Here is a 17,073-nt window from a genome sequence, read left to right as displayed (position 1 = left end):
CATGCCCCTGGCCCTGCTCGCCCTCGCCGTGGGCGCCTTCGGCATCGGTACGACCGAGTTCGTGATGATGGGCCTGCTGCCCGATGTCGCGGACGACCTGCACATCTCGATCCCCAGCGCCGGGCACCTGGTCTCGGCGTACGCGCTGGGTGTCGTCATCGGCGCCCCGCTGCTGGCCGCCGTGACGGCCCGGATGTCCCGGCGCACGGTCCTGATCGCCCTGATGGCCCTGTTCGTCGTGGGCAACGCGCTCTCCGCGTTCGCCCCCGGCAACGGCTCCCTGCTCGCCGCCCGCTTCCTCAGCGGACTGCCGCACGGCGCCTTCTTCGGCGTCGGCGCGGTCGTCGCCACGGCCATGGTCCCGCCGGAGCGCAAGGCCCGCTCGGTGTCCCTGATGTTCCTCGGCCTGACCGTCGCCAACGTCGCGGGTGTGCCCGCCGCCACCCTCATGGGCCAGCACCTCGGCTGGCGGGCCACGTTCCTCGGCGTCAGCGCGATCGGCCTGGTCGCGATAGCCGCGCTCGCCCTGCTGATCCCGCACGACCGCACCCAGGCCTCCGGGACCGGCCTGCGCGGCGAGCTGGCGGCGCTGAAGTCCCTGCCGGTCTGGCTGGCCCTCGGCACCACGGTGGCCGGGTTCGGCGCGCTCTTCGCCGCCTACAGCTACGTCACCCCGATGCTCACGGACACCGCCGGCTTCGCCGAGACGAACGTCACCCTGCTCCTCGCGCTCTTCGGCGTCGGCGCCACCGCCGGCAACCTCCTCGGCGGCCGGCTCGCCGACCACTCCCTGCGGGGCACCCTCTTCGCCGGCCTGGCCTCCCTGGCCGTGGTGCTCGGGCTGTTCCCGCTGCTGATGCGCGCGGAGTGGAGCGCCGCCCTCGCCGTGACCCTGCTCGGCGCGGCGGCGTTCGTCACCGGCTCCCCGCTCCAGCTGATGGTCATGGAGAAGGCCTCGGCGGCCCCCTCCCTCGCCTCCTCGGCCAACCAGGCCGCCTTCAACCTGGCCAACGCCGGCGGCGCCTGGATCGGCGGCCTGGCCCTCGCGGCCGGCTTCGGCGTGACCTCCCCGGCGCCGGCGGGCGCCGCCCTGGCCGTCCTGGGCCTGGGTGTCGCGGGCGCGGCCCACATGGTGGACCGGCGCCGGGCGACTCCGTCGGCGGGCCGCGTGGTCACCTCCCATGTGCCCGAGGAATCCGGGGCGTTGCACCACTGACCCATCTCTGGCGCTACCCTGGACGGGCCCCGGACACCGTCCCGGGGGCACGCGCGGGCTCACCTCCACGGGAGGCACGGTGCAACGGACGACTGTCCCGGCCGAGAACCGGCCGGGGGCGCGGTGGGGCTGGTTCCTGGCCTGGCTGGCGGTGGGCGCCTGCCTCGCCCTGGGCGTGGCCGCCCTGCTGTCGGTCGGCGTGGTCCTGATCGCCCTGGCCGTGGCGGCCGCCGTGTTCCTGCTCCGCAGGGGGCACCGGAGCGCCGCCGCCGGAGGCCTCGCGGGGCTGGCCCTGCCCCTGTTCCTCCTGGCCTATCTGAACCGGGGCGGCCCCGGCACCGTGTGCCGCACGACGGCCGTCGCGCAGACCTGCACCGACGAGTACGCCCCGGTGCCCTTCCTGGCCGGCGGCGCGCTGCTGCTCGCCGCCGGCGTCCTGGTCTTCCTGCTCCTCGACCGCCGGCCCGGGCCCGCGGTCTGAACCGCGAGCCCGCTCAGGGGGTCACCAGGTGACGGGCAGCCGCACCGGGAAGCGGCGGATGGTGCCGGTGTCCCACTCGATCTCCTCGGGCGGGGCGGCGAGACGCAGGTGGGGGAAGCGGGTCAGCAGGCCGGTGACCGCGCTCTCCAGCTCCGCCCGCGCGAGCGGCGCGGCGAGGCAGTGGTGCCCGCCCCACCCGAACGTCATGTGCGGGTGCACCGGCCGGTCGAGGTCCAGCCTGTGCGGATCGGGGAAGACGGCCGGATCGCGGTTGGCCGCCAGGTAGGACACGTGCACGTAGTCGCCGGCCTCGATGGTGGTTCCCTCGACCTCGGCGTCCTCCAGCGCGATCCGCGGGATGCCCACGCCCTTGCGGAACGGGATGAACCGCAGCAGCTCCTCCAGCGCGCCGGGAAACCGGTCGGAGTCGCACACCAGCGCGGCACGCTCCTCGGACCGGGTCAGCAGCAGGTAGACGATGTTGCTGATCTGGCAGGTCGCGGTGTCGTTGCCGCTGAGGATGAGCGTCACGGCCATGACCGCCAACTCGTCGTCCGTCAGTGGCTCCTCGCCCGGCGGCACCTCGGCGGTGGCCATCGCGCTGAGCAGGTCCTCGCCCGGCGTGCTCCGCCGGGCCGGGATCAGCCCGGCGAAGTACTCCCGCAGGGCCGCCTTGGCGTCGGCCGCGTCCTTCCGGGCGGCCGGAGAGGTCGCCAGCAGCCGCATCGTGTACGTGCGCAGCCGCTCGCGGTCGGCCTCCGGTACGGCCAGCAGCTCGCAGATCGTCAGGTGGGGCAGGGGGACCGACAGGGACGTCACCAGGTCCGCGGGCGGCCCCGCCTCGGCCACCGCCGACAGCAGCTTGGCGACGACCCCGTCCACAGCCGGCCGCATGGCCGCCACTCGCTCCCGGGTGAACGCCTGAGCCGCCGCCTGCCGCAACCGGGTGACGTACGGCGGGTCCGTCACGTTGATCGATTCCGGTGACACGATCGGCTCCGGCGTCATCCGCGGATAGTCCCGCCCGATGATCGCCGCCCGGCTGAACCTCGGATCGCACGTCACCTGGCGCACTCCGGCGAAGCTGGTCACCAGCCACGCCTCGGCCTCACCGTAGGGCAACCGGATCCGGCTGACCGGGCCGCGCTCCGCCAGCGAGGCCAGCGAGGGGTCGAACTCCAGCGCGTCGGCGAAGTCGAAGGGGCAGTCGAGCACTGCCGGGTCATGGAACGACATACAGCCTCCTTGGTGCGCCGCGGGGCGCATCACTTGCGAGGGTGCGAGGGGGACGGCCGTGGACCCCGGACGCGATACGAGAAAACGCCGACACGGCCGGCTGCCTCTCGGAGCCGGTCTGTCGCGGCGGCGGCGCCACAGGGTGCCACCCCGTCCCTGGAAAAGGTCATCACCTGCCAATATGCGACAGTTCGGCGCGCCTCGCAGAACAGGAGCTTCAGGCAAGCTGTTCCGGTTCGGGCACCTCGCACCAGGCCGTCTTGCACTCCGGCCCCCGGTCCACGCCCCACCGGTCGGCGAGCGCGCGGATGGACGAGGTCGGTGGCGTACCTCTTCCGGCACTGACGTGAGCCAGGTGATCGCTGACTGCCTCCAAGACACCGATCGCGGTATCCGGGCCGGCGGGTCCGGCGACTGATCGGGAGCGGAGCACGCAGCGGACCCCGCCGCGACCGGGACAACCGGCTGCGGCGGGGCCTGACCAGCGGGTGGATCAGGACCGGAGTCCCTTCACGTGCACCATGCTCCCGTGCCCGTCCGGCTGACGCGGGCCGCGACCGTCCGTGCTGAACTTCCGGTCTTTGATGACCGGGGTGGCCTGTCGGGGTCCGGGAAGCGGTTGGACAGCATCGTGAGGCCCCTCGCGAAGCGGCCTCCCGACCAGTCTCAGCGCGTTCCCCGCATTGGGCCGAACCATGAGGGATCGTCCATCGCTCCCTCGTCTTCGTGCCACTGTGGAGACGCCGAGACGATGAAGCTCTTCAGGCCACCACCCAACACGAAAAGACGCCCGGGCTTCACTTCCACCCCGTGGTCGAGGCCGACCTTCGCGCATTCCTTGTCGTCTCCCTGGCGGATTACCAAACCGTCGTAACCGGGACGTAGAAGCATGAGATCGACATTCGCGAAGTGGATGTCGATCCGGGTCTCCGGCGGCCTGTCCCGGCTACTGCGGAGGAGCAGCCTGCGATGACCGACAGCATATTGCCAGACTTTGAAGTACCTGTCCGACCGGAACATCTCGGAACCGCCGAACTGCGGCGTCACCTCACCCATTCAGTGCATCCCAGTTCGGTTCGGTAATATTCACTATTTTGCCCTCTTTGCTGTAGAATGTGATATTGCGCCACTCGAAGTTCTCCAGCTGTATCTGAAGGCCGATCTGGCCCATTTCCCACTGGGTGGCCGCCCAGTCGCCCGAGCGCCAGGCCTTGTAAGCGAGCGCGAATTGCTCAGCCGGTGTATCGCCATCGAATCCCTTAAGGCTGACTGCGACCTTCCCGTTGTTGCGCAGGACGTTCGACACCTCGGCCATCCACAGGGCGATCGGCTTCCCGTTGGACCTGCCGACCACTTCTCGGAACGCGTCGCCGTTGAAGGTGTAACCCCCCTGTATTTCCTTGGCCAGCGCTTCCGAGTGCTCGCCGATTCCGAGCACCATGGTTCCGGTCGGGCACCCATTTGTATTGTGCACCAGAACCGGTGTCGTCCCGGCCAACACGTAATAAGTGTGGAGGCTGTCGACAGTGAGGTTGTAGGCCGAGCGAAGCCGGTGGAAGCGGTGGACGCGGAGCACGGTGACGGTCGCACCACTGTTGGTACGCAGCGTCTGCCCGGGCCGGAGGTCGCCCCCGTCGATCCAGCGGTGGGCGCTGGGCGACCAGAAGGGGTGGTGCTGCGTGGCGGTGATCCGCGCATGCCCGACGTCGATCGTGATGTCGGCGAAGTCGGTGTCGTCCGGTGTGTAGTTGGTGTCGGAGACGGTGTGGGTCTCGGTACGCCCACTTTCAGGATCAGTGGCGACAACCGCATCACCGATCCTGATGTCCTTGATCTCTTTGGTCGTGCCGTCGGCCATCAGCACTCGCGTGTTGCCGGGGAAGCTGTTGCCAGCGCACCATTTCCGCGCCTTACCGAGAGCCTCGATCGCCTTAGCACCGATCCCGGCGATGGCCTCGTCGGACAGGTGGAGCGAGCGAAGGGCTTTCCACGCGTCGGTGAAGCCGATGCCGGTCGCGGCAGCTGCGTCGAGGGCCTTGACGGCACGCGCAATCGGTTCCAGCAGGCCCTCGACCGGCACGTAGGTGGCGAAGCTCCAGGCGCAGGCGGTCTTGCTGCCGTGCCAGCAGTCCATCAAGTCTTCGGCGAAGAAGGAGAACAGGACTGATCCGGCCACATCACCGAATAGGCTCTGCCATCCGGCGCGGACGATGTCCTTCCCGGAGAACTTGTGCGTCCAGCCGTCGATCTTAATGTTCTTCAGCGTCGCCCGCTGGAGGAACTGCCATGCCGCCTTCGGGCACCCGTCGGTCGTGGCCTGGGCCTGGCCATCCGTGCACAGGTAGAAGTCGGCTTCGTAGGTGACTACCAGGTCGTACATCGCGTTGCAGCCTTGGAAGGCCGCCTCTGGCATCGGCGGGCACGTACCGATCTGCTTCGAGCTGACGATCTTGACAGTGGACTCGTCCGGAACGGCGAAGACACCGGGAATGCCTGTACCGGCCCCATCGGAGCGTCCCTTGTCGGCCTCCGCCCTTTCCGCCTTGTCGGCCGCCTCCTGGGCCTCCTTGGCGTACTTGTCGGCGTCCTTGGCGGCCTGTTCGGCTTCGGTGGCCGCGGCGTCGGCGCGGTCGGCTGCCGTGCGGGCGTCCTTGGCGTCCTGTTCGGCCTGGGAGGCGGCGGAGCGGGCGGCTTCGGCGTCGAGTTCGGCGGCGTCGGCCGAGTCGCGGGCGTCCTTGGCGTAGCCCTCGGCGTTGCCGGCCGCCTTGTCGGCTGCTGCCGCGTCGTCGGTGGCCTGCTGGTCGTAGTCGATGGAGCGGGCCAGTGAGGCCTGCGCGGCTGCCGCTGCCTTGGCGGCGTCGGCGGCGTAGCCGAGGGCGTCCTTGGAGTAGGTGCGGGCGTCGGCCGCGTACTTGGCCGCGTTCGCCGCGTGGGTGTACGCCTCCTTGGCGTCGCCCTTGGCCTGGTCGGCGAGGTTCTTCGCGGCGTCGGCCTCGGCGGCGGCGTTCTTGGCGTGCACGTCGGCGACGGCCTGCTGCTGGTCGGCGATCGACTTCGACGCCTGTCCGGTCAGCACGACCAGGCCGGCGGCGGAGTCGGTGTCGACGTAGGGCGAACCCAGCTGGACGGCGTCGTTGGCGGGGGCGGCGACCTTCTTGGCCGCTTCCCCGGCGTCCACGGCCGCTTGCGCGGTGACGTGGGCGAACCCGGCGGCCTTGGCCGCGGCGGCAACCGCCTTGCCGGCCTCCGTGTTGGCGGCGTCGGCCTGTGTCTTGGCGTCCTTGGCGTGCTGTTCGGCCTCGTCGGCGAGTTTCACCGCCGTCTTTGCCTCGGTCGCGGCATCCTTCGCCGCGTTGATGGCATCGGCCGCCGCGCTGGTCGCGGTCTTCACCGCCGCGTCGGCCTTCTCCTTGTCGGCCTGGGCGGCGTCCGCGTCGGAGCGGGCCCGCTTGGCGGCAGCCTCGGCGCGGGTGGCCGCGGCGTCGGCGTCGGCCGCCGCCTTGGTCGCGGCGTCGGCCTCGGAACGGGCGCGGCCCGCCGCGGTTTCGGCGTCGTCGGCCGCCTTGTCCGCCTGGTTCGCCGCGGCGCGTGCGCCGTCGGCCGCGTCGCCGGCGTCGAGGGAGTCGGCGTAGGCCTCCTTGGCGTCGGCCTTGGCACGCGAGGCCGCCGCCTTCTGCTCGGCGTCCCAGGCGTCGTCGCGCATGGCCTTGGCGTGGTCCTTGGCCTTGACCGCGTCGTCGCGGCGGTCGTCGGCCGTCTTCTCGGCGGCCTCGGCCTTGTCCTTGGCGTCCTTCGCCCTCGTCGCCTCGGACTCGGCGTTCTTCTTGTGCTCCGCGGCTTCGGCCCGCTTGGCCGCCGCCTTCTCCTTCTCCGCCTTGGCCGTCTTCTCCTCGGCCTCGGCGGCCAGCCGCTTGGCGTGCGCGTCGGCGGCGGCCGCCTTGGCGTCGCCCTCGGCCTTCACCGTCTCGGCGAGCTTGGCCTGTGCGGTCTCCTTGTCCTTCTTGGCGTTGTCCCGGTGGATCTTCGCGGCGTCCGCGGCGGCCTTGGCCTGCAACTCGGCCGTCTCCGCGGCCTTCTTGCGGAACTCCGCCTTGGACTGCGCGGCCTGCGCCAACGCGCGCTGAGCGATGGTGGCGCTGTCCCCGGCGGCGGCGCGGGTGGCGGCCTCAGCCGTCTCACCGGCCTTCTCCAGGGCCACGAGCGCGGCAGCCGCGCCCTTGGTGACCTGGTCCTTCTGCTGACCGACCAGCAGACCACGACCCCGCGGCGCGCCGTTCGCGTCGGCGATGCCGTAGGCGGCCTGAAGGGCGGTGTCCGACGCGGTCGCGGCCTTCTGCCCGGCAGCGAGCTGCGCCTTGAGCGCGACCAGTTGGTTCTTCGCGGCGGTCTGGGCAGCGGCGAGGTTGGCCTTGGCCTTGGCGAACTGCGCCTTGTCCGGGTAGCCGAGCTTGCCGTCACCCGTGTGCCCCTGGGGCACGATCCGGAACGTCTGCGCGGCGGAGCCGTTGCACGTCGACAGCACCGCGTCCTTGCTGTTGTCGAACGACGGCAGGTGCACGCACTTGCCGGTGGCCGCATTGCGCAGTTCGCCCGCCGAGCGGACGTCGAACTTCCACTGCTGGGCCTTGGCGTCGCTGCATTGCCGGATCTGGATCTTCGTGCCCTCGGCGCTGTTGCCGTTCAGCACCTCCAGGCACTTGCCCGAGTTGCTGTTGCGCAGGGAGTAGCCGCCGTCGTAGTAGCCGTACAGCTCCCACTTCTGGGCGGCTCCGCTGTTGCAGGTGTAGATCTGCACCGGAGTGCCATTGGTCGTGCCGGCGCCCTGGATGTCGAGGCACTTGCCGGCAGCACCCGGCACCTGGATGACGAGCGGTGCGTCACCGATGTAACCGAGGCCACCCGGGGACCAGTAGTCCTGCCAACTGGTGAGATGGTCGGCCACCCAGGACTGCCCCAGCATGTCGGAGAGGGCCTTCGCCCCCTTGGCCAGGGCACCGACCGCTGACTTGTTCGCCTCCATGACCTGGTTGCGCTGCGTGGCCTGCGAAGAGATCTCCTGCTGCCACTCACCGGCGGCGGTGGACGTGATGCCGTCCAGCACCCGGTCCGGGTCGAGCGGGTCACGCCACGCACACGAGGCGAAACGCGTCTTGATGTCCTCCACCGCGACGCGGTACTCCGGCGTGCCCGGCTGCGGGGCCGTGCGCGGGAAACCGCCCGACGACAGGAAGATACGCGCGTCGTCCGCACCGGCCGGGGTGATGGGGTCGTGCATCCATCTGAAGGCGTTGTGTTCGTCCAGCGCCCGGTTCCACTCCTCCGACGTGGTCCCCGCCGGGTCCGGGTCCTTTCCGTACAGCGGGCCGCCGATGTCATCGACGGCCTTGACGGTCTTGTCGTCAGCCTTCGGTGTGGAGTCCTTGTAGAAGTCCGATTCGTCCTTCCAGAACCGGTCCGCAACCCAGGATGTCAGACCCGTCTGGTCGTAGAAGGTCTGCTTGCCGTCGTTCGACGTACCGGGTGGCCAGTGGAAGCCGGTGTCGGAAAAACCCACCGGCGTCTCCAGGCCGTCCAGGGGCTTCTGCCACGTGCTCAGCTGGTCATGGAGCGCGTCCATCTCCTGGTGCGCCGCATCCCGGTCCTTCGTGAACGCGCCCGCCAGCGGAGTCTTCTCCCAGAACTCTCGATTGGCCAGGACATGCAACTTGTCGGCAGGCTGGTTCAGACCGTCCTGCGCTGTCGCGGCCATCGACGGCCCGCCCAGCCGCAGAACCTCGCCCATCAGGCACTCGTCCTGGCGCAACTGCTCGGCAGCCGTGTCTTCGAACCACGGGTCCGAATCACTCACGCCTTCGGCATCGAGCCGTACCGAACCTGGCTGGACGGCGAGACCGGCCAGCACCGCCAGCGTGGCCGCCGAGGTGACGGCGGAGGTCAACCACGACGATTTTCGTGTTCCGGGCATGCGGAACCAGGGTCTTGAGCGCAACGGAGCGTCTCTTTCCTTCTTGAGGGAATCGCAGGGCCGGGCTATGGGTGGCGACAGACTCCGAAGCGCAGCCGACCTGTCAGGGCATCAGGAGTTCGGGACGTGCCTCGAGTGAAGGCGTACCGATGGTCGATGTGACGGCATAGCGATACAGCCCCTCCCCCAGAACGACGACGTATCCCGGCCGCCGAGTGATGTGCGCGAGAAGAAGCGGGCTGGTCAGGTACCCGTCAGGCGCGCGACAACTGTATGCAGAACACACGTGTCAGTACAGCGATTTCTGCGCCGGACTGGGCGCCTTGGCCGGGAACCGCCAGTCACTCACCGGTCCACAGCAGAGTCATGGATTCCATGGCTGGTCTTCGATACCCATAGTCAAGCGGGCGGCCGCGTGGCTGGCGTCACGCATGCTGGCTCCGCAGCAGCGTGTACGCGCGCACACGGCCGTCGACAGGCCGGGTGTGATTCCACAACGGGTCGCAGTTGGACGGGCCGCCGAGGAGCCGGAGGACGGAGAGCGGTGGACTGCGGTCGCCCTCAACAGGCTCGGTTGGGTGTGCCGGTGGGTGGTGGATCGATGCGTCCGGACGGCTGGGCTGATGGCATGACCATGCACGTTTCCCCGTAGGCGACAGTGCCCCCGGTCGCTGACGGACATGCGCATACGGAGTGATCAGGCCCCGTCGGCGCGCGATATCACTGTAGAAACACGGAGAAGGAGTCGTACAGGCGTTCACATTCATGTGGAAGCGTATGGCGTGAATCTTCGGCGGGCCAGACTGGTGGTGCGAGCCCGACGGCCTCGCGTCCGGCGGGTCGGCCGTCGCCGTGGCCTGCTGCACGTCAACGCCTCTTCCGCTCAATGGGTGCGTGGACGGCTTTCCCCGGTCCGCGTGACAGCCCGCTGTTCCGGTTCGGGTACCTCGCACCAGACCATCTTGCGGTCCGCTTCCTGAACCACCCCTCAACGCGTGGCGAGTTGGGCGACCAGGGCCAGGCCGCGGCCGGACTCCGCCATGCCGGTGGCGGACAGAATCGCGGGCATTGCGTGTGCACCCGGATCGGTGACCTCGACCCGGGTGTGGCTGTGGGCGGCACCCGTGACCCGCACGGTCACCGGGGTGCCCTCGCCCAGGTGGTCGATCACGTTCGTCAGCAGCTCCGTGGCACAGAGCCGGACCCCGAAGCCGTGTTCACGCAGGTGGCGGCGCAGCTCCGGCGCCGCCTTCGGCGTGGCGAGCAGACGCAGTTCCAGCGGTGTCATCAGCCGGCCGCCGTCTTCCGCAGCGCGGCGGCGAGCGCACGTGCCGTGGCCGTGTTGCAGCCGCCGAGCGCGACCAGCCCGGCGGGCGGCGCGTACGTACCGGCGAAGGCCGGCAGGTCGACGCGGAGGGAGGGCAGCGTGATGCCGTGCAGGGCGAGGGCGGTACGGAGTTCCTCGACGCACAGGGTGACGTCGTAGGCGGTGGGGGAGCGGTCGCGCATGGGGGTGTGTTGACCTTCTGTGCGGTGTGTGACGAACACCTCACAGAGTGTCGCCCGGGTCGCTACCGTGAAAGGGGTTTCGCGTTCGCGACCAGGGCAGCGGAGGAGGGCGAGTGGTGGCTCGCGGCAAGGACATCGACGGCTCGGTCAGCGTCCCGACCTTCTACGGCAAGGAGTTGCGGTGGAAGAGGGAGGCGGCGGGGCTGTCGCTGGAGGCGTTCCTCGAAGGCAGCTTCTACGGCAAGACGTACCTCAGCGACATCGAGCACGGGGAACGGAGGATGCCGGTCGAACTGGCCCGGCACGCGGACCGGGTGCTGGGAACCGACGGGTTCTTCGAGCGGCGCTGCGAGGATGTAAGGAAGGCACGGAGGGGCGGGCATGCCGCGTACTTCGAGAGGGTCCTGGAGGCGGAGAAGCACGCCCGGACCATCGAGGAGTGGTGCCCGATCCTGATCCCGGGGTTGCTTCAAACTGCGGCCTACGCGCGAGCCGTCATCACGGCGGGATTCCCGCTGTCCCTCGAGGAGGAGGTGGAGGAGAAGGTCAGCGGTCGTATGACGCGTGCTGTCCTCTTCGAGCTGGACCACCGAACTCCAGAGTACTGGGCGATCTTGCACGAATCGCTGATCACGGACCCCATCCTGCCGCCGCCTGAGATGGCGGAACAGCTCGGCCAGATCGTGAGGTTGGCAGAGCGTCGCCGGATCACTCCGCAGCTCATCCTGCGGAGTGTCGGTGCGCACCCGCTCATGACCGGCCCGGCGAAGATCATGACCTTCATCGACGCCCCGCCGCTGTTCTACACGGAGGCGCTGCACAGCGGTGACACCATCGAAGATCCGGCACTCGTAGCGCAGTACCGCTGGTCGTACGATCAGCTCAGGGCCGTCGCGCTATCGCCTAAGGCGTCCCTGGCCAAGATCAAATCAGCGGCAGAGGATTACCGAAATGGCAAGCAGCCGGATCGACTTGAGTGACGCGCTCTGGTTCAAGAGCAGGTACAGCAACGCGGGTGGCGGGGACTGCGTCGAAGTCGCCGACAACCTCCCCGGTCTCGTCCCCGTCCGGGACTCCAAGTCCCCCGACGGCCCCGCCCTGCTCCTCCCCGCCACCGCCTGGGCCCCCTTCATCGCCTCCCTCAAGTCGGAGTAGCGGGCAACGCGAAGGGGCGTGGGGTCCACCCGGACCCCACGCCCCTCGCTCAGCTCAGCGGAGCGTCAGTGCTTGACGTACGACTTCACGTAGCCGTTCGCGGGCGAGCCCACGCCCGTCACGTCGTCGTAGCCCTTGACCGCGGACAGCGAGCTGTCCTTGCCGAGGCTGCGGGCCGAGTACAGCAGGCCGCCGGACGCGTCGAAGCCGTTGGCGAAGTCGACGCGGACGACCGCCAGGCCGGAGCCGGTCGGGTTGTCCGTGACGTCGTGGAAGACGCCCTTCTTGCCGTACTTGGCGTAGATCGTCGGGTTGGCGAAGCCGATCGCCTTGCCGCCGCGTGCCTCCTGGGCCAGGGCCTGGACCGCCGCGATGACCGGAGCGGCCAGCGAGGTGCCGCCGATGCGGTACTCGCTGTACTGCTGCGATCCGTCCGGGAAGGTCTGGGTCTGGCCGACCAGGAAGCCGGTGTTCGGGTCGGCGATGGCCGCGATGTCCGGGACGACGCGGTTGCCGGTGGCGTTGTTGGCCTTGGCGAGCGAGTCCGGGACGACGCCCTTCTGGTAGTACGGCTCGGCGACCGTCTTGCTGGTGCCGCCGCCCGCGCCCGAGGTGAAGGCGCCGGGGAAGTTGGCCCAGCTCTTGCCGTCGGCAGAAAGCGTGGCCTTCTCGGTGCCCCAGCCGGTCTCCCACTGGTAGGCGTCGCCCTTGCCGACGGCCAGCGAGGTACCGCCGACCGCGGTCACCCACGCCGAGTTGGCGGGGGTGTCGACCTGCTTCGTACCGCTGTTGGCGACCTGGTCGCCGTCGTCACCGGAGGAGAAGTAGAAGCCGATGCCCTGCACCGCGCCCAGCTGGAAGACCTGGTCGTAGGCGGCGGCCAGGTCCGGCGTCTGGTTGGCCTCTATGTCGCCCCAGGAGTTGGAGACGATGTCGGCCAGGTGGTTGTCGACGACCTTGTTGAGGGAGTCCAGCAGGTCCTCGTCGTAGCAGGACGCGGCGCCCACGTACGTGACGTCCGCGGCCGGCGCGACCGCGTGCACGGCCTCGACGTCGAGGGTCTCCTCGCCGTACCAGCCGGCCGCGCCGCACTCCTCGGTCTTGGTGTAGTTCTTCGGCAGCACCTGGTGCAGCTGCCCGGTCGTCCAGGCCGCGTCACCGTGCTTCTTCGCGTAGCTGCCCGCGTCGAAGGCGATGGTCGGCGAGGCGTACGCGTCCGTGATGGCGACGCGGACGTGCTTGCCGGTGTACGTGCCGGCGCCGTACGCCGCGCGCAGCTGCTCGCCGGTGTAGCCCTTGACCGCGTACGGGATCTTGTGGCCGTAGGCGTCCGGCAGCGTGCTGGCGATGTTCGAGCCGTAGTACGAGGAGAACGGCCCCGAGTTCCGGTACACGGCGTCCGGGGGCGGCAGTTCGTCGTCGTGCGTCGCCTTGTGCGGGGCGTTGTCCAGGCCGGTGACGGTCAGGACGGCGCCCTTCAGGCCGGCCGGCACCGACGCGGTCCGCGCGGGGGCGCGGTACGTCTTCGCACCCTTGGCGAAGTTGTGCAGCTGGGTGCCGAACGCCTTCTCGGCGGCGGCCACGTCACCGGAGACGGCGACGTAGTGCGGGGTGACCCCGGTGACGGTCAGGCCGGCCGACCGCAGCCAGGACGTGACCGCGGCCACCTGGGCCTTGGTGGCCCCGAAGCGGGCCTGTGCCTTCTTGGCGCCGAGGTACTTGCCGTACAGCGGTGAGCCGGGGTCGGACACCGCCTTGGCGTAGGCGGCGAGGCCCGCCGCGTCCCGGCCGGCCAGGTAGACCCGGGCCTTGACCTGGGCGCGGTCGGACGTCGCGCCCTTGTCCGCCTTGGCCGTGGCCCACGCGGGCTTGGAGCCCTTGAGGGTGTCGCGGGCCGGGGAGTCCGCGGCGTGGGCCGCGGGCATGCCGAGCGCCAGCGCGCCGGCGATCATGGGCAGTGTCGCTGCCATGCTCACACCGGCGCGCACGGTGGCACGGTTGGATCTCATAGAACCCCCTGCGATGCGTTTCGCATGCATGTAGTGGTCGGTACGTCGCGGTTCCGCGCGCCGGCCCGCGGCGGTGTCGGCCGGCGAAGGGATCACACGATGGGGGTCACTCTTGCGATGAACCGTTCATGTCAGGGGAACGTAAAAGTCAAGAGAAGCCCAAGGAGCCGTCATCCAGGGCGTTTTGAGTCGTTCGTCCTGACGGTGGTGTTACGAAGGGGCTTGCGCGCCCCGCTCCTTGAGCATGTCGGCCATCAGCTGGATCTCCGACCGCTGGGCCTCCACCATGCCCTTGGCGAGCCGCTTCTCCACGCCGACGGTGCACTTGGCGACACACCCCTCGGCCATGTGGACGCCGCCCTTGTGATGGTCCGTCATCAGCTGGAGGTAGAAGACCTCGGCCTGCTTCCCGCTCAGCGTGCCGAGCTTCTTCAGGTCGGAGTTGGTCGCCATGCCCGGCATCAGCGCGCCGTCCTTGCCGGCGGGCATGTCCCCCATGCCCATCCAGGTCATCGGCGGCTGCGCCGACACCTTCGGCAGCTCCCACAGGTCCAGCCAGCCCAGCAGCATGCCGCGCTGGTTGGCCTGGGTCTGCGCGATGTCGTACGCGAGGCGCCGGACCTCCGCGTTCTTCGTGCGGTCCCGCACGATGTACGACATCTCGACGGCCTGCTGGTGGTGGACGGCCATGTCCCGGGCGAACCCGGCGTCCGCCGACTCCGCGCCCGGCGTCCGCGTGCCCGTCCCGCCCGTGTCCTCGGCCACCGCGTACGTGATCGCACCGGCCGCGACGAGCACCGCCGCCGCGGCCCCCGCGGTCCAGCCGACGTGCCGGCGCCTCACTTCATGGCCCCGCCGGTGCACGAGGCACCCGGCTCGGGCGTCTGGCGGCCCTGCACGTAGGTGGAGAAGAACTTGTCCACCTCGGGGTCGCTCGCGCTCTTCACCGCCACCTGGTGGCCCCAGGCCGACAGGATCAGCGGGGCGGCCTGGTTCTCGTACGGGCTCATCAGCGAGTACGGCGTCTTCTTCACCTTCGCCGCCAGCGCGTCGACGTCCGCCTTCGGCGCCTTGCCCGTGTACGTCACCCAGACCGCGCCGTGCTCCAGCGCGTGCACGGCGTTCTCGTCCTGCACGGGCTTGGTGTACACGTCACCGTTGCAGTTCAGCCAGACCGGGTTGTGGTTGCCGCCGACCGGCGGATGCATCGGGTACGACACCTTGGTCGTCACGTGCGTCCGCGACAGCTTGCCCGACCAGGTCCGCACCCCGTCCTTGCCGGTGGTGAAGTGCCCGGAGTCCCCGGCACCCTTGGCGTCGCCGCTCGCGGCCGTGTCCTTGTCGCCGGACTGCTTGTGCACGAGGACCACACCGCCGACGACGAGACCGGCGACGACCACCACACTCGCGGCGATGGTGAGCACCCGGTTACGGCGGTCGCGGACACGCTCCGCGCGCCGCATCTCCTCTATGCGCGCCTTGCGCGCCGCGGTGCTGCTGTTCTTGCCGGAACCCATGAGGCGTGTCCTTCTGCGGAAGGGGGGACGTGGACGGTGGGGCCCGCTGATCGTAATGCGCGGGGGCCGTACTTCCGTAGGGAGGGCGCGGGAACCGGCTGATTTGGAGCACGGATGCGCGTTACCTACCCTCGCGGTATGCGGCTGCTGCGCTCCACCGACCTGGCTCTGCGTGTCCTGATGCGACTCGCCGTAGCCGCCGGAGCCACGCCCACCACGCGCCAGGTCGCCGCGGACATGGACGTGCCCTACACGCACGCCGCGAAGGTCGTCGCCGAACTCCGGCACCTGGGTCTCGTCGACGCCCGCCGCGGCAGGGGCGGCGGCCTGGCCCTGTCCGAACGGGGGCGGACGGCGTCGGTCGGCGCGGTGGTGCGCGCCTTCGAGGGGGACGGCGACGTGGTCGAGTGCGAGGGCGCGGCCCCCTGCCCGCTGCGCGACGGCTGCCGCCTGCGCGGTGCCCTGCGCCGCGCCCAGGAGGCTTTCTACGCCACGCTGGACTCCGTCACGGTCGCCGAGATCGTCGCCGAGCCGACCGGGCCGCTGCTGCTGGGCCTGACCCGGGGACCGGGACCGGCCTGAACACTCCGCGGCCGGCCCCGGCGCCGCCGGTGCCGCCGCTCAGTCCTGGGCGAGCCACAGGTCGGGACCGAACACCTCGTAGTGCACGTCCGCCGGAGCCACGCCCCGCGCGATCAGCTGGGCGCGGACCGCGCGCAGGAAGGGCAGCGGGCCGCACAGGTACGCGTGCGTGCCGGGCGGCACGGCGATGCCGGCCAGGTCGACCAGACCGGTCCGGGTGCCCGGCTCGGCGTCCCGCTCGTAGAAGAGGTGCACGGCCGACTCCGGCAGCTTGCCGGCGTACGCCGTCTGGTCGGCGCGCAGGGCGTGGTCGGCGGGGGAGCGGTCGCCGTGCACGACGGTGACCGGGCCGCGGTGGCCCGAGGCGGCGAGGTGCGCCAGCATCGCGGCCATCGGGGTCACGCCGATGCCCGCCGACGCGAGCAGCAGGGGCGTGTCCGGTCCGCCGGCCAGGACGAGGTCGCCGTACGGCTCGGACAGCTCCAGCAGGTCACCGGGGCGCACGCGCGCGTGCAGGTGGTTCGAGACCTCGCCGTCGGGGGCGGTACCGCCGTCCACCCGCTTGACGCTGATCTGCCGCACCGTCTCGCCCGGCGCGCCGGACAGGCTGTACTGCCGTATCTGCCGGGCCCCGTCGTCCAGGGTGACGCGGACGGAGACGTACTGCCCGGCGCGGAAACCGGCCACCGGGCCGCCGTCGGCCGGCCGCAGCCGGAAGGTGACGACGTCCGCGGTCTCCGTCACCCGCTCCACCACCTCGAACTCCCTGAAGCCCCGGCCGGCGCTCTCCTCGTACAGCCGCTTCTCGACAGCGACGAGGGCGTGCGCCATCAGCCAGTACACCTCGTCCCAGGCGGCGGCCACCTGGGGCGTGACGGCGTCACCGAGGACCTCGGCGATGGCGGCGAAGAGGTGCTCGTGGACGACCTCGTACTGCTCGGCGCTCACCCCGAGGGAGGCGTGCTTGTGCGCGATCCGGGCCAGCATCGCGTCGGGCCGCCGGTCCGGGTGGTCCAGCAGGTGGGTGGCGAACGCGGCGATCGAACCGGCGAGGGCCTGCTTCTGGGCGCCGGAAGCCTGGTTGCCGCGGTTGAACAGGTCCCGCAGCAGTTCGGGGTGGGCGGCGAACAGACGGCTGTAGAAGCGCTCGGTGATCTCGCCGATGGCCGCGCCGACGGCGGGCAGGGTGGCGCGGACGGTGGCTGCGGACTGCTCGGTCAGCATCGGGACTCCTCGGAGGACTCGGCTGACCGGCACGCTATGAAAACTTGCATATGAGATGCAAATTAAACGGACGTGGTGTCGCTCACCGGGGAACCGGACCGGCCATCGGGGCCGAGCGGACCGGCTGTCGGGGCGGTGCGGGCCGGCCGTCGGGGCGGAGCGGACCGGCCATTACGGAT

Annotated in this window: 14 protein-coding genes; 5 read left to right on the top strand and 9 right to left on the bottom strand. The window is 70.3% G+C overall.

Going from position 1 to position 17,073, the window contains the following annotated elements:
• Window position 1 precedes the first annotated feature (1 nt).
• Both AB0F03_RS01675 and AB0F03_RS01670 read left to right on the top strand, forming a co-directional pair.
• The gene (locus tag AB0F03_RS01675) at window positions 2-1,216 is read left to right on the top strand and encodes an MFS transporter (RefSeq protein WP_361985262.1); all 1,215 of its coding nucleotides are present in this window, start codon (window positions 2-4) and stop codon (window positions 1,214-1,216) included.
• Between the two features lie 79 nt (window positions 1,217-1,295).
• On the top strand, window positions 1,296-1,697 hold the full coding sequence (locus AB0F03_RS01670) for a hypothetical protein (protein WP_361985260.1): 402 nt from the start codon (window positions 1,296-1,298) through the stop codon (window positions 1,695-1,697).
• A 21-nt stretch (window positions 1,698-1,718) separates the two neighbouring features.
• On the opposite strand, the gene AB0F03_RS01665 is transcribed toward AB0F03_RS01670, so the two are convergent.
• From AB0F03_RS01665 to AB0F03_RS01645, 5 genes are all read right to left on the bottom strand, one after another.
• Window positions 1,719-2,933, bottom strand: coding sequence for a cytochrome P450 (locus tag AB0F03_RS01665; RefSeq protein WP_361985258.1), 1,215 nt, complete (start codon window positions 2,931-2,933; stop codon window positions 1,719-1,721).
• A 666-nt stretch (window positions 2,934-3,599) separates the two neighbouring features.
• On the bottom strand, window positions 3,600-3,989 hold the full coding sequence (locus tag AB0F03_RS01660) for a hypothetical protein (RefSeq protein ID WP_361985255.1): 390 nt from the start codon (window positions 3,987-3,989) through the stop codon (window positions 3,600-3,602).
• Window positions 3,982-8,898 (bottom strand): RICIN domain-containing protein, encoded by a 4,917-nt coding sequence (locus AB0F03_RS01655; RefSeq protein ID WP_361985252.1) that lies wholly within the window; start codon window positions 8,896-8,898, stop codon window positions 3,982-3,984. Before AB0F03_RS01655 ends, AB0F03_RS01660 begins: the two co-directional genes overlap by 8 nt.
• Before the next feature lie 988 nt (window positions 8,899-9,886).
• Complete coding sequence (locus AB0F03_RS01650) at window positions 9,887-10,186, bottom strand: ATP-binding protein (protein WP_361985249.1); 300 nt, start codon at window positions 10,184-10,186, stop codon at window positions 9,887-9,889.
• Window positions 10,186-10,407, bottom strand: coding sequence for a hypothetical protein (locus AB0F03_RS01645; protein WP_361985246.1), 222 nt, complete (start codon window positions 10,405-10,407; stop codon window positions 10,186-10,188). Before AB0F03_RS01645 ends, AB0F03_RS01650 begins: the two co-directional genes overlap by 1 nt.
• 116 nt (window positions 10,408-10,523) lie before the next feature.
• Here AB0F03_RS01645 and AB0F03_RS01640 point away from each other — a divergent pair, with 116 nt between their 5' ends.
• Together AB0F03_RS01640 and AB0F03_RS01635 are read left to right on the top strand one after the other, a co-directional pair.
• Window positions 10,524-11,387 carry a helix-turn-helix transcriptional regulator gene (locus AB0F03_RS01640; protein WP_361985244.1) on the top strand — a complete coding sequence of 288 codons (864 nt, stop codon included), beginning with the start codon at window positions 10,524-10,526 and terminating at the stop codon, window positions 11,385-11,387.
• Window positions 11,359-11,562 carry a DUF397 domain-containing protein gene (locus AB0F03_RS01635; RefSeq protein WP_361985242.1) on the top strand — a complete coding sequence of 68 codons (204 nt, stop codon included), beginning with the start codon at window positions 11,359-11,361 and terminating at the stop codon, window positions 11,560-11,562. Before AB0F03_RS01640 ends, AB0F03_RS01635 begins: the two co-directional genes overlap by 29 nt.
• 65 nt (window positions 11,563-11,627) lie before the next feature.
• Here AB0F03_RS01635 and AB0F03_RS01630 read toward each other — a convergent pair whose 3' ends face one another.
• The 3 genes from AB0F03_RS01630 to AB0F03_RS01620 form a co-directional block, all read right to left on the bottom strand.
• Window positions 11,628-13,571: a S53 family peptidase gene (locus AB0F03_RS01630; RefSeq protein ID WP_361985239.1), complete on the bottom strand. Its 1,944-nt coding sequence runs from the start codon at window positions 13,569-13,571 to the stop codon at window positions 11,628-11,630.
• A gap of 210 nt (window positions 13,572-13,781) precedes the next feature.
• Complete coding sequence (locus AB0F03_RS01625; protein ID WP_361985236.1) at window positions 13,782-14,414, bottom strand: DUF305 domain-containing protein; 633 nt, start codon at window positions 14,412-14,414, stop codon at window positions 13,782-13,784.
• Complete coding sequence (locus AB0F03_RS01620; RefSeq protein WP_361985233.1) at window positions 14,411-15,088, bottom strand: DUF3105 domain-containing protein; 678 nt, start codon at window positions 15,086-15,088, stop codon at window positions 14,411-14,413. Before AB0F03_RS01620 ends, AB0F03_RS01625 begins: the two co-directional genes overlap by 4 nt.
• Before the next feature lie 138 nt (window positions 15,089-15,226).
• On the opposite strand from AB0F03_RS01620, the gene AB0F03_RS01615 reads away from it, so the two are divergent.
• Window positions 15,227-15,670, top strand: coding sequence for an Rrf2 family transcriptional regulator (locus tag AB0F03_RS01615; RefSeq protein WP_361985230.1), 444 nt, complete (start codon window positions 15,227-15,229; stop codon window positions 15,668-15,670).
• A gap of 39 nt (window positions 15,671-15,709) precedes the next feature.
• On the opposite strand, the gene AB0F03_RS01610 is transcribed toward AB0F03_RS01615, so the two are convergent.
• Window positions 15,710-16,894, bottom strand: a complete 1,185-nt coding sequence (locus AB0F03_RS01610) for a globin domain-containing protein (protein WP_361985227.1) — start codon at window positions 16,892-16,894, stop codon at window positions 15,710-15,712.
• Window positions 16,895-17,073: the final 179 nt, after the last annotated feature.

The organism is Streptomyces sp. NPDC028722 (genome assembly GCF_040637655.1).
GTDB lineage: Bacteria > Actinomycetota > Actinomycetes > Streptomycetales > Streptomycetaceae > Streptomyces.
This window is presented reverse-complemented; position numbering and strand designations above follow the sequence as displayed.

Coding starts and splice junctions, on each gene's coding strand:
- AB0F03_RS01675 (WP_361985262.1), top strand. CDS start 2: ATGCCCCTGGCCCTGCTCGCCCTCGCCGTGGGCGCCTTCGGCATCGGT.
- AB0F03_RS01665 (WP_361985258.1), bottom strand. CDS start 2,933: ATGTCGTTCCATGACCCGGCAGTGCTCGACTGCCCCTTCGACTTCGCC.
- AB0F03_RS01660 (WP_361985255.1), bottom strand. CDS start 3,989: ATGGGTGAGGTGACGCCGCAGTTCGGCGGTTCCGAGATGTTCCGGTCG.
- AB0F03_RS01655 (WP_361985252.1), bottom strand. CDS start 8,898: ATGCCCGGAACACGAAAATCGTCGTGGTTGACCTCCGCCGTCACCTCG.
- AB0F03_RS01650 (WP_361985249.1), bottom strand. CDS start 10,186: ATGACACCGCTGGAACTGCGTCTGCTCGCCACGCCGAAGGCGGCGCCG.
- AB0F03_RS01645 (WP_361985246.1), bottom strand. CDS start 10,407: ATGCGCGACCGCTCCCCCACCGCCTACGACGTCACCCTGTGCGTCGAG.
- AB0F03_RS01635 (WP_361985242.1), top strand. CDS start 11,359: ATGGCAAGCAGCCGGATCGACTTGAGTGACGCGCTCTGGTTCAAGAGC.
- AB0F03_RS01630 (WP_361985239.1), bottom strand. CDS start 13,571: ATGAGATCCAACCGTGCCACCGTGCGCGCCGGTGTGAGCATGGCAGCG.
- AB0F03_RS01620 (WP_361985233.1), bottom strand. CDS start 15,088: ATGGGTTCCGGCAAGAACAGCAGCACCGCGGCGCGCAAGGCGCGCATA.
- AB0F03_RS01615 (WP_361985230.1), top strand. CDS start 15,227: ATGCGGCTGCTGCGCTCCACCGACCTGGCTCTGCGTGTCCTGATGCGA.
- AB0F03_RS01610 (WP_361985227.1), bottom strand. CDS start 16,894: ATGCTGACCGAGCAGTCCGCAGCCACCGTCCGCGCCACCCTGCCCGCC.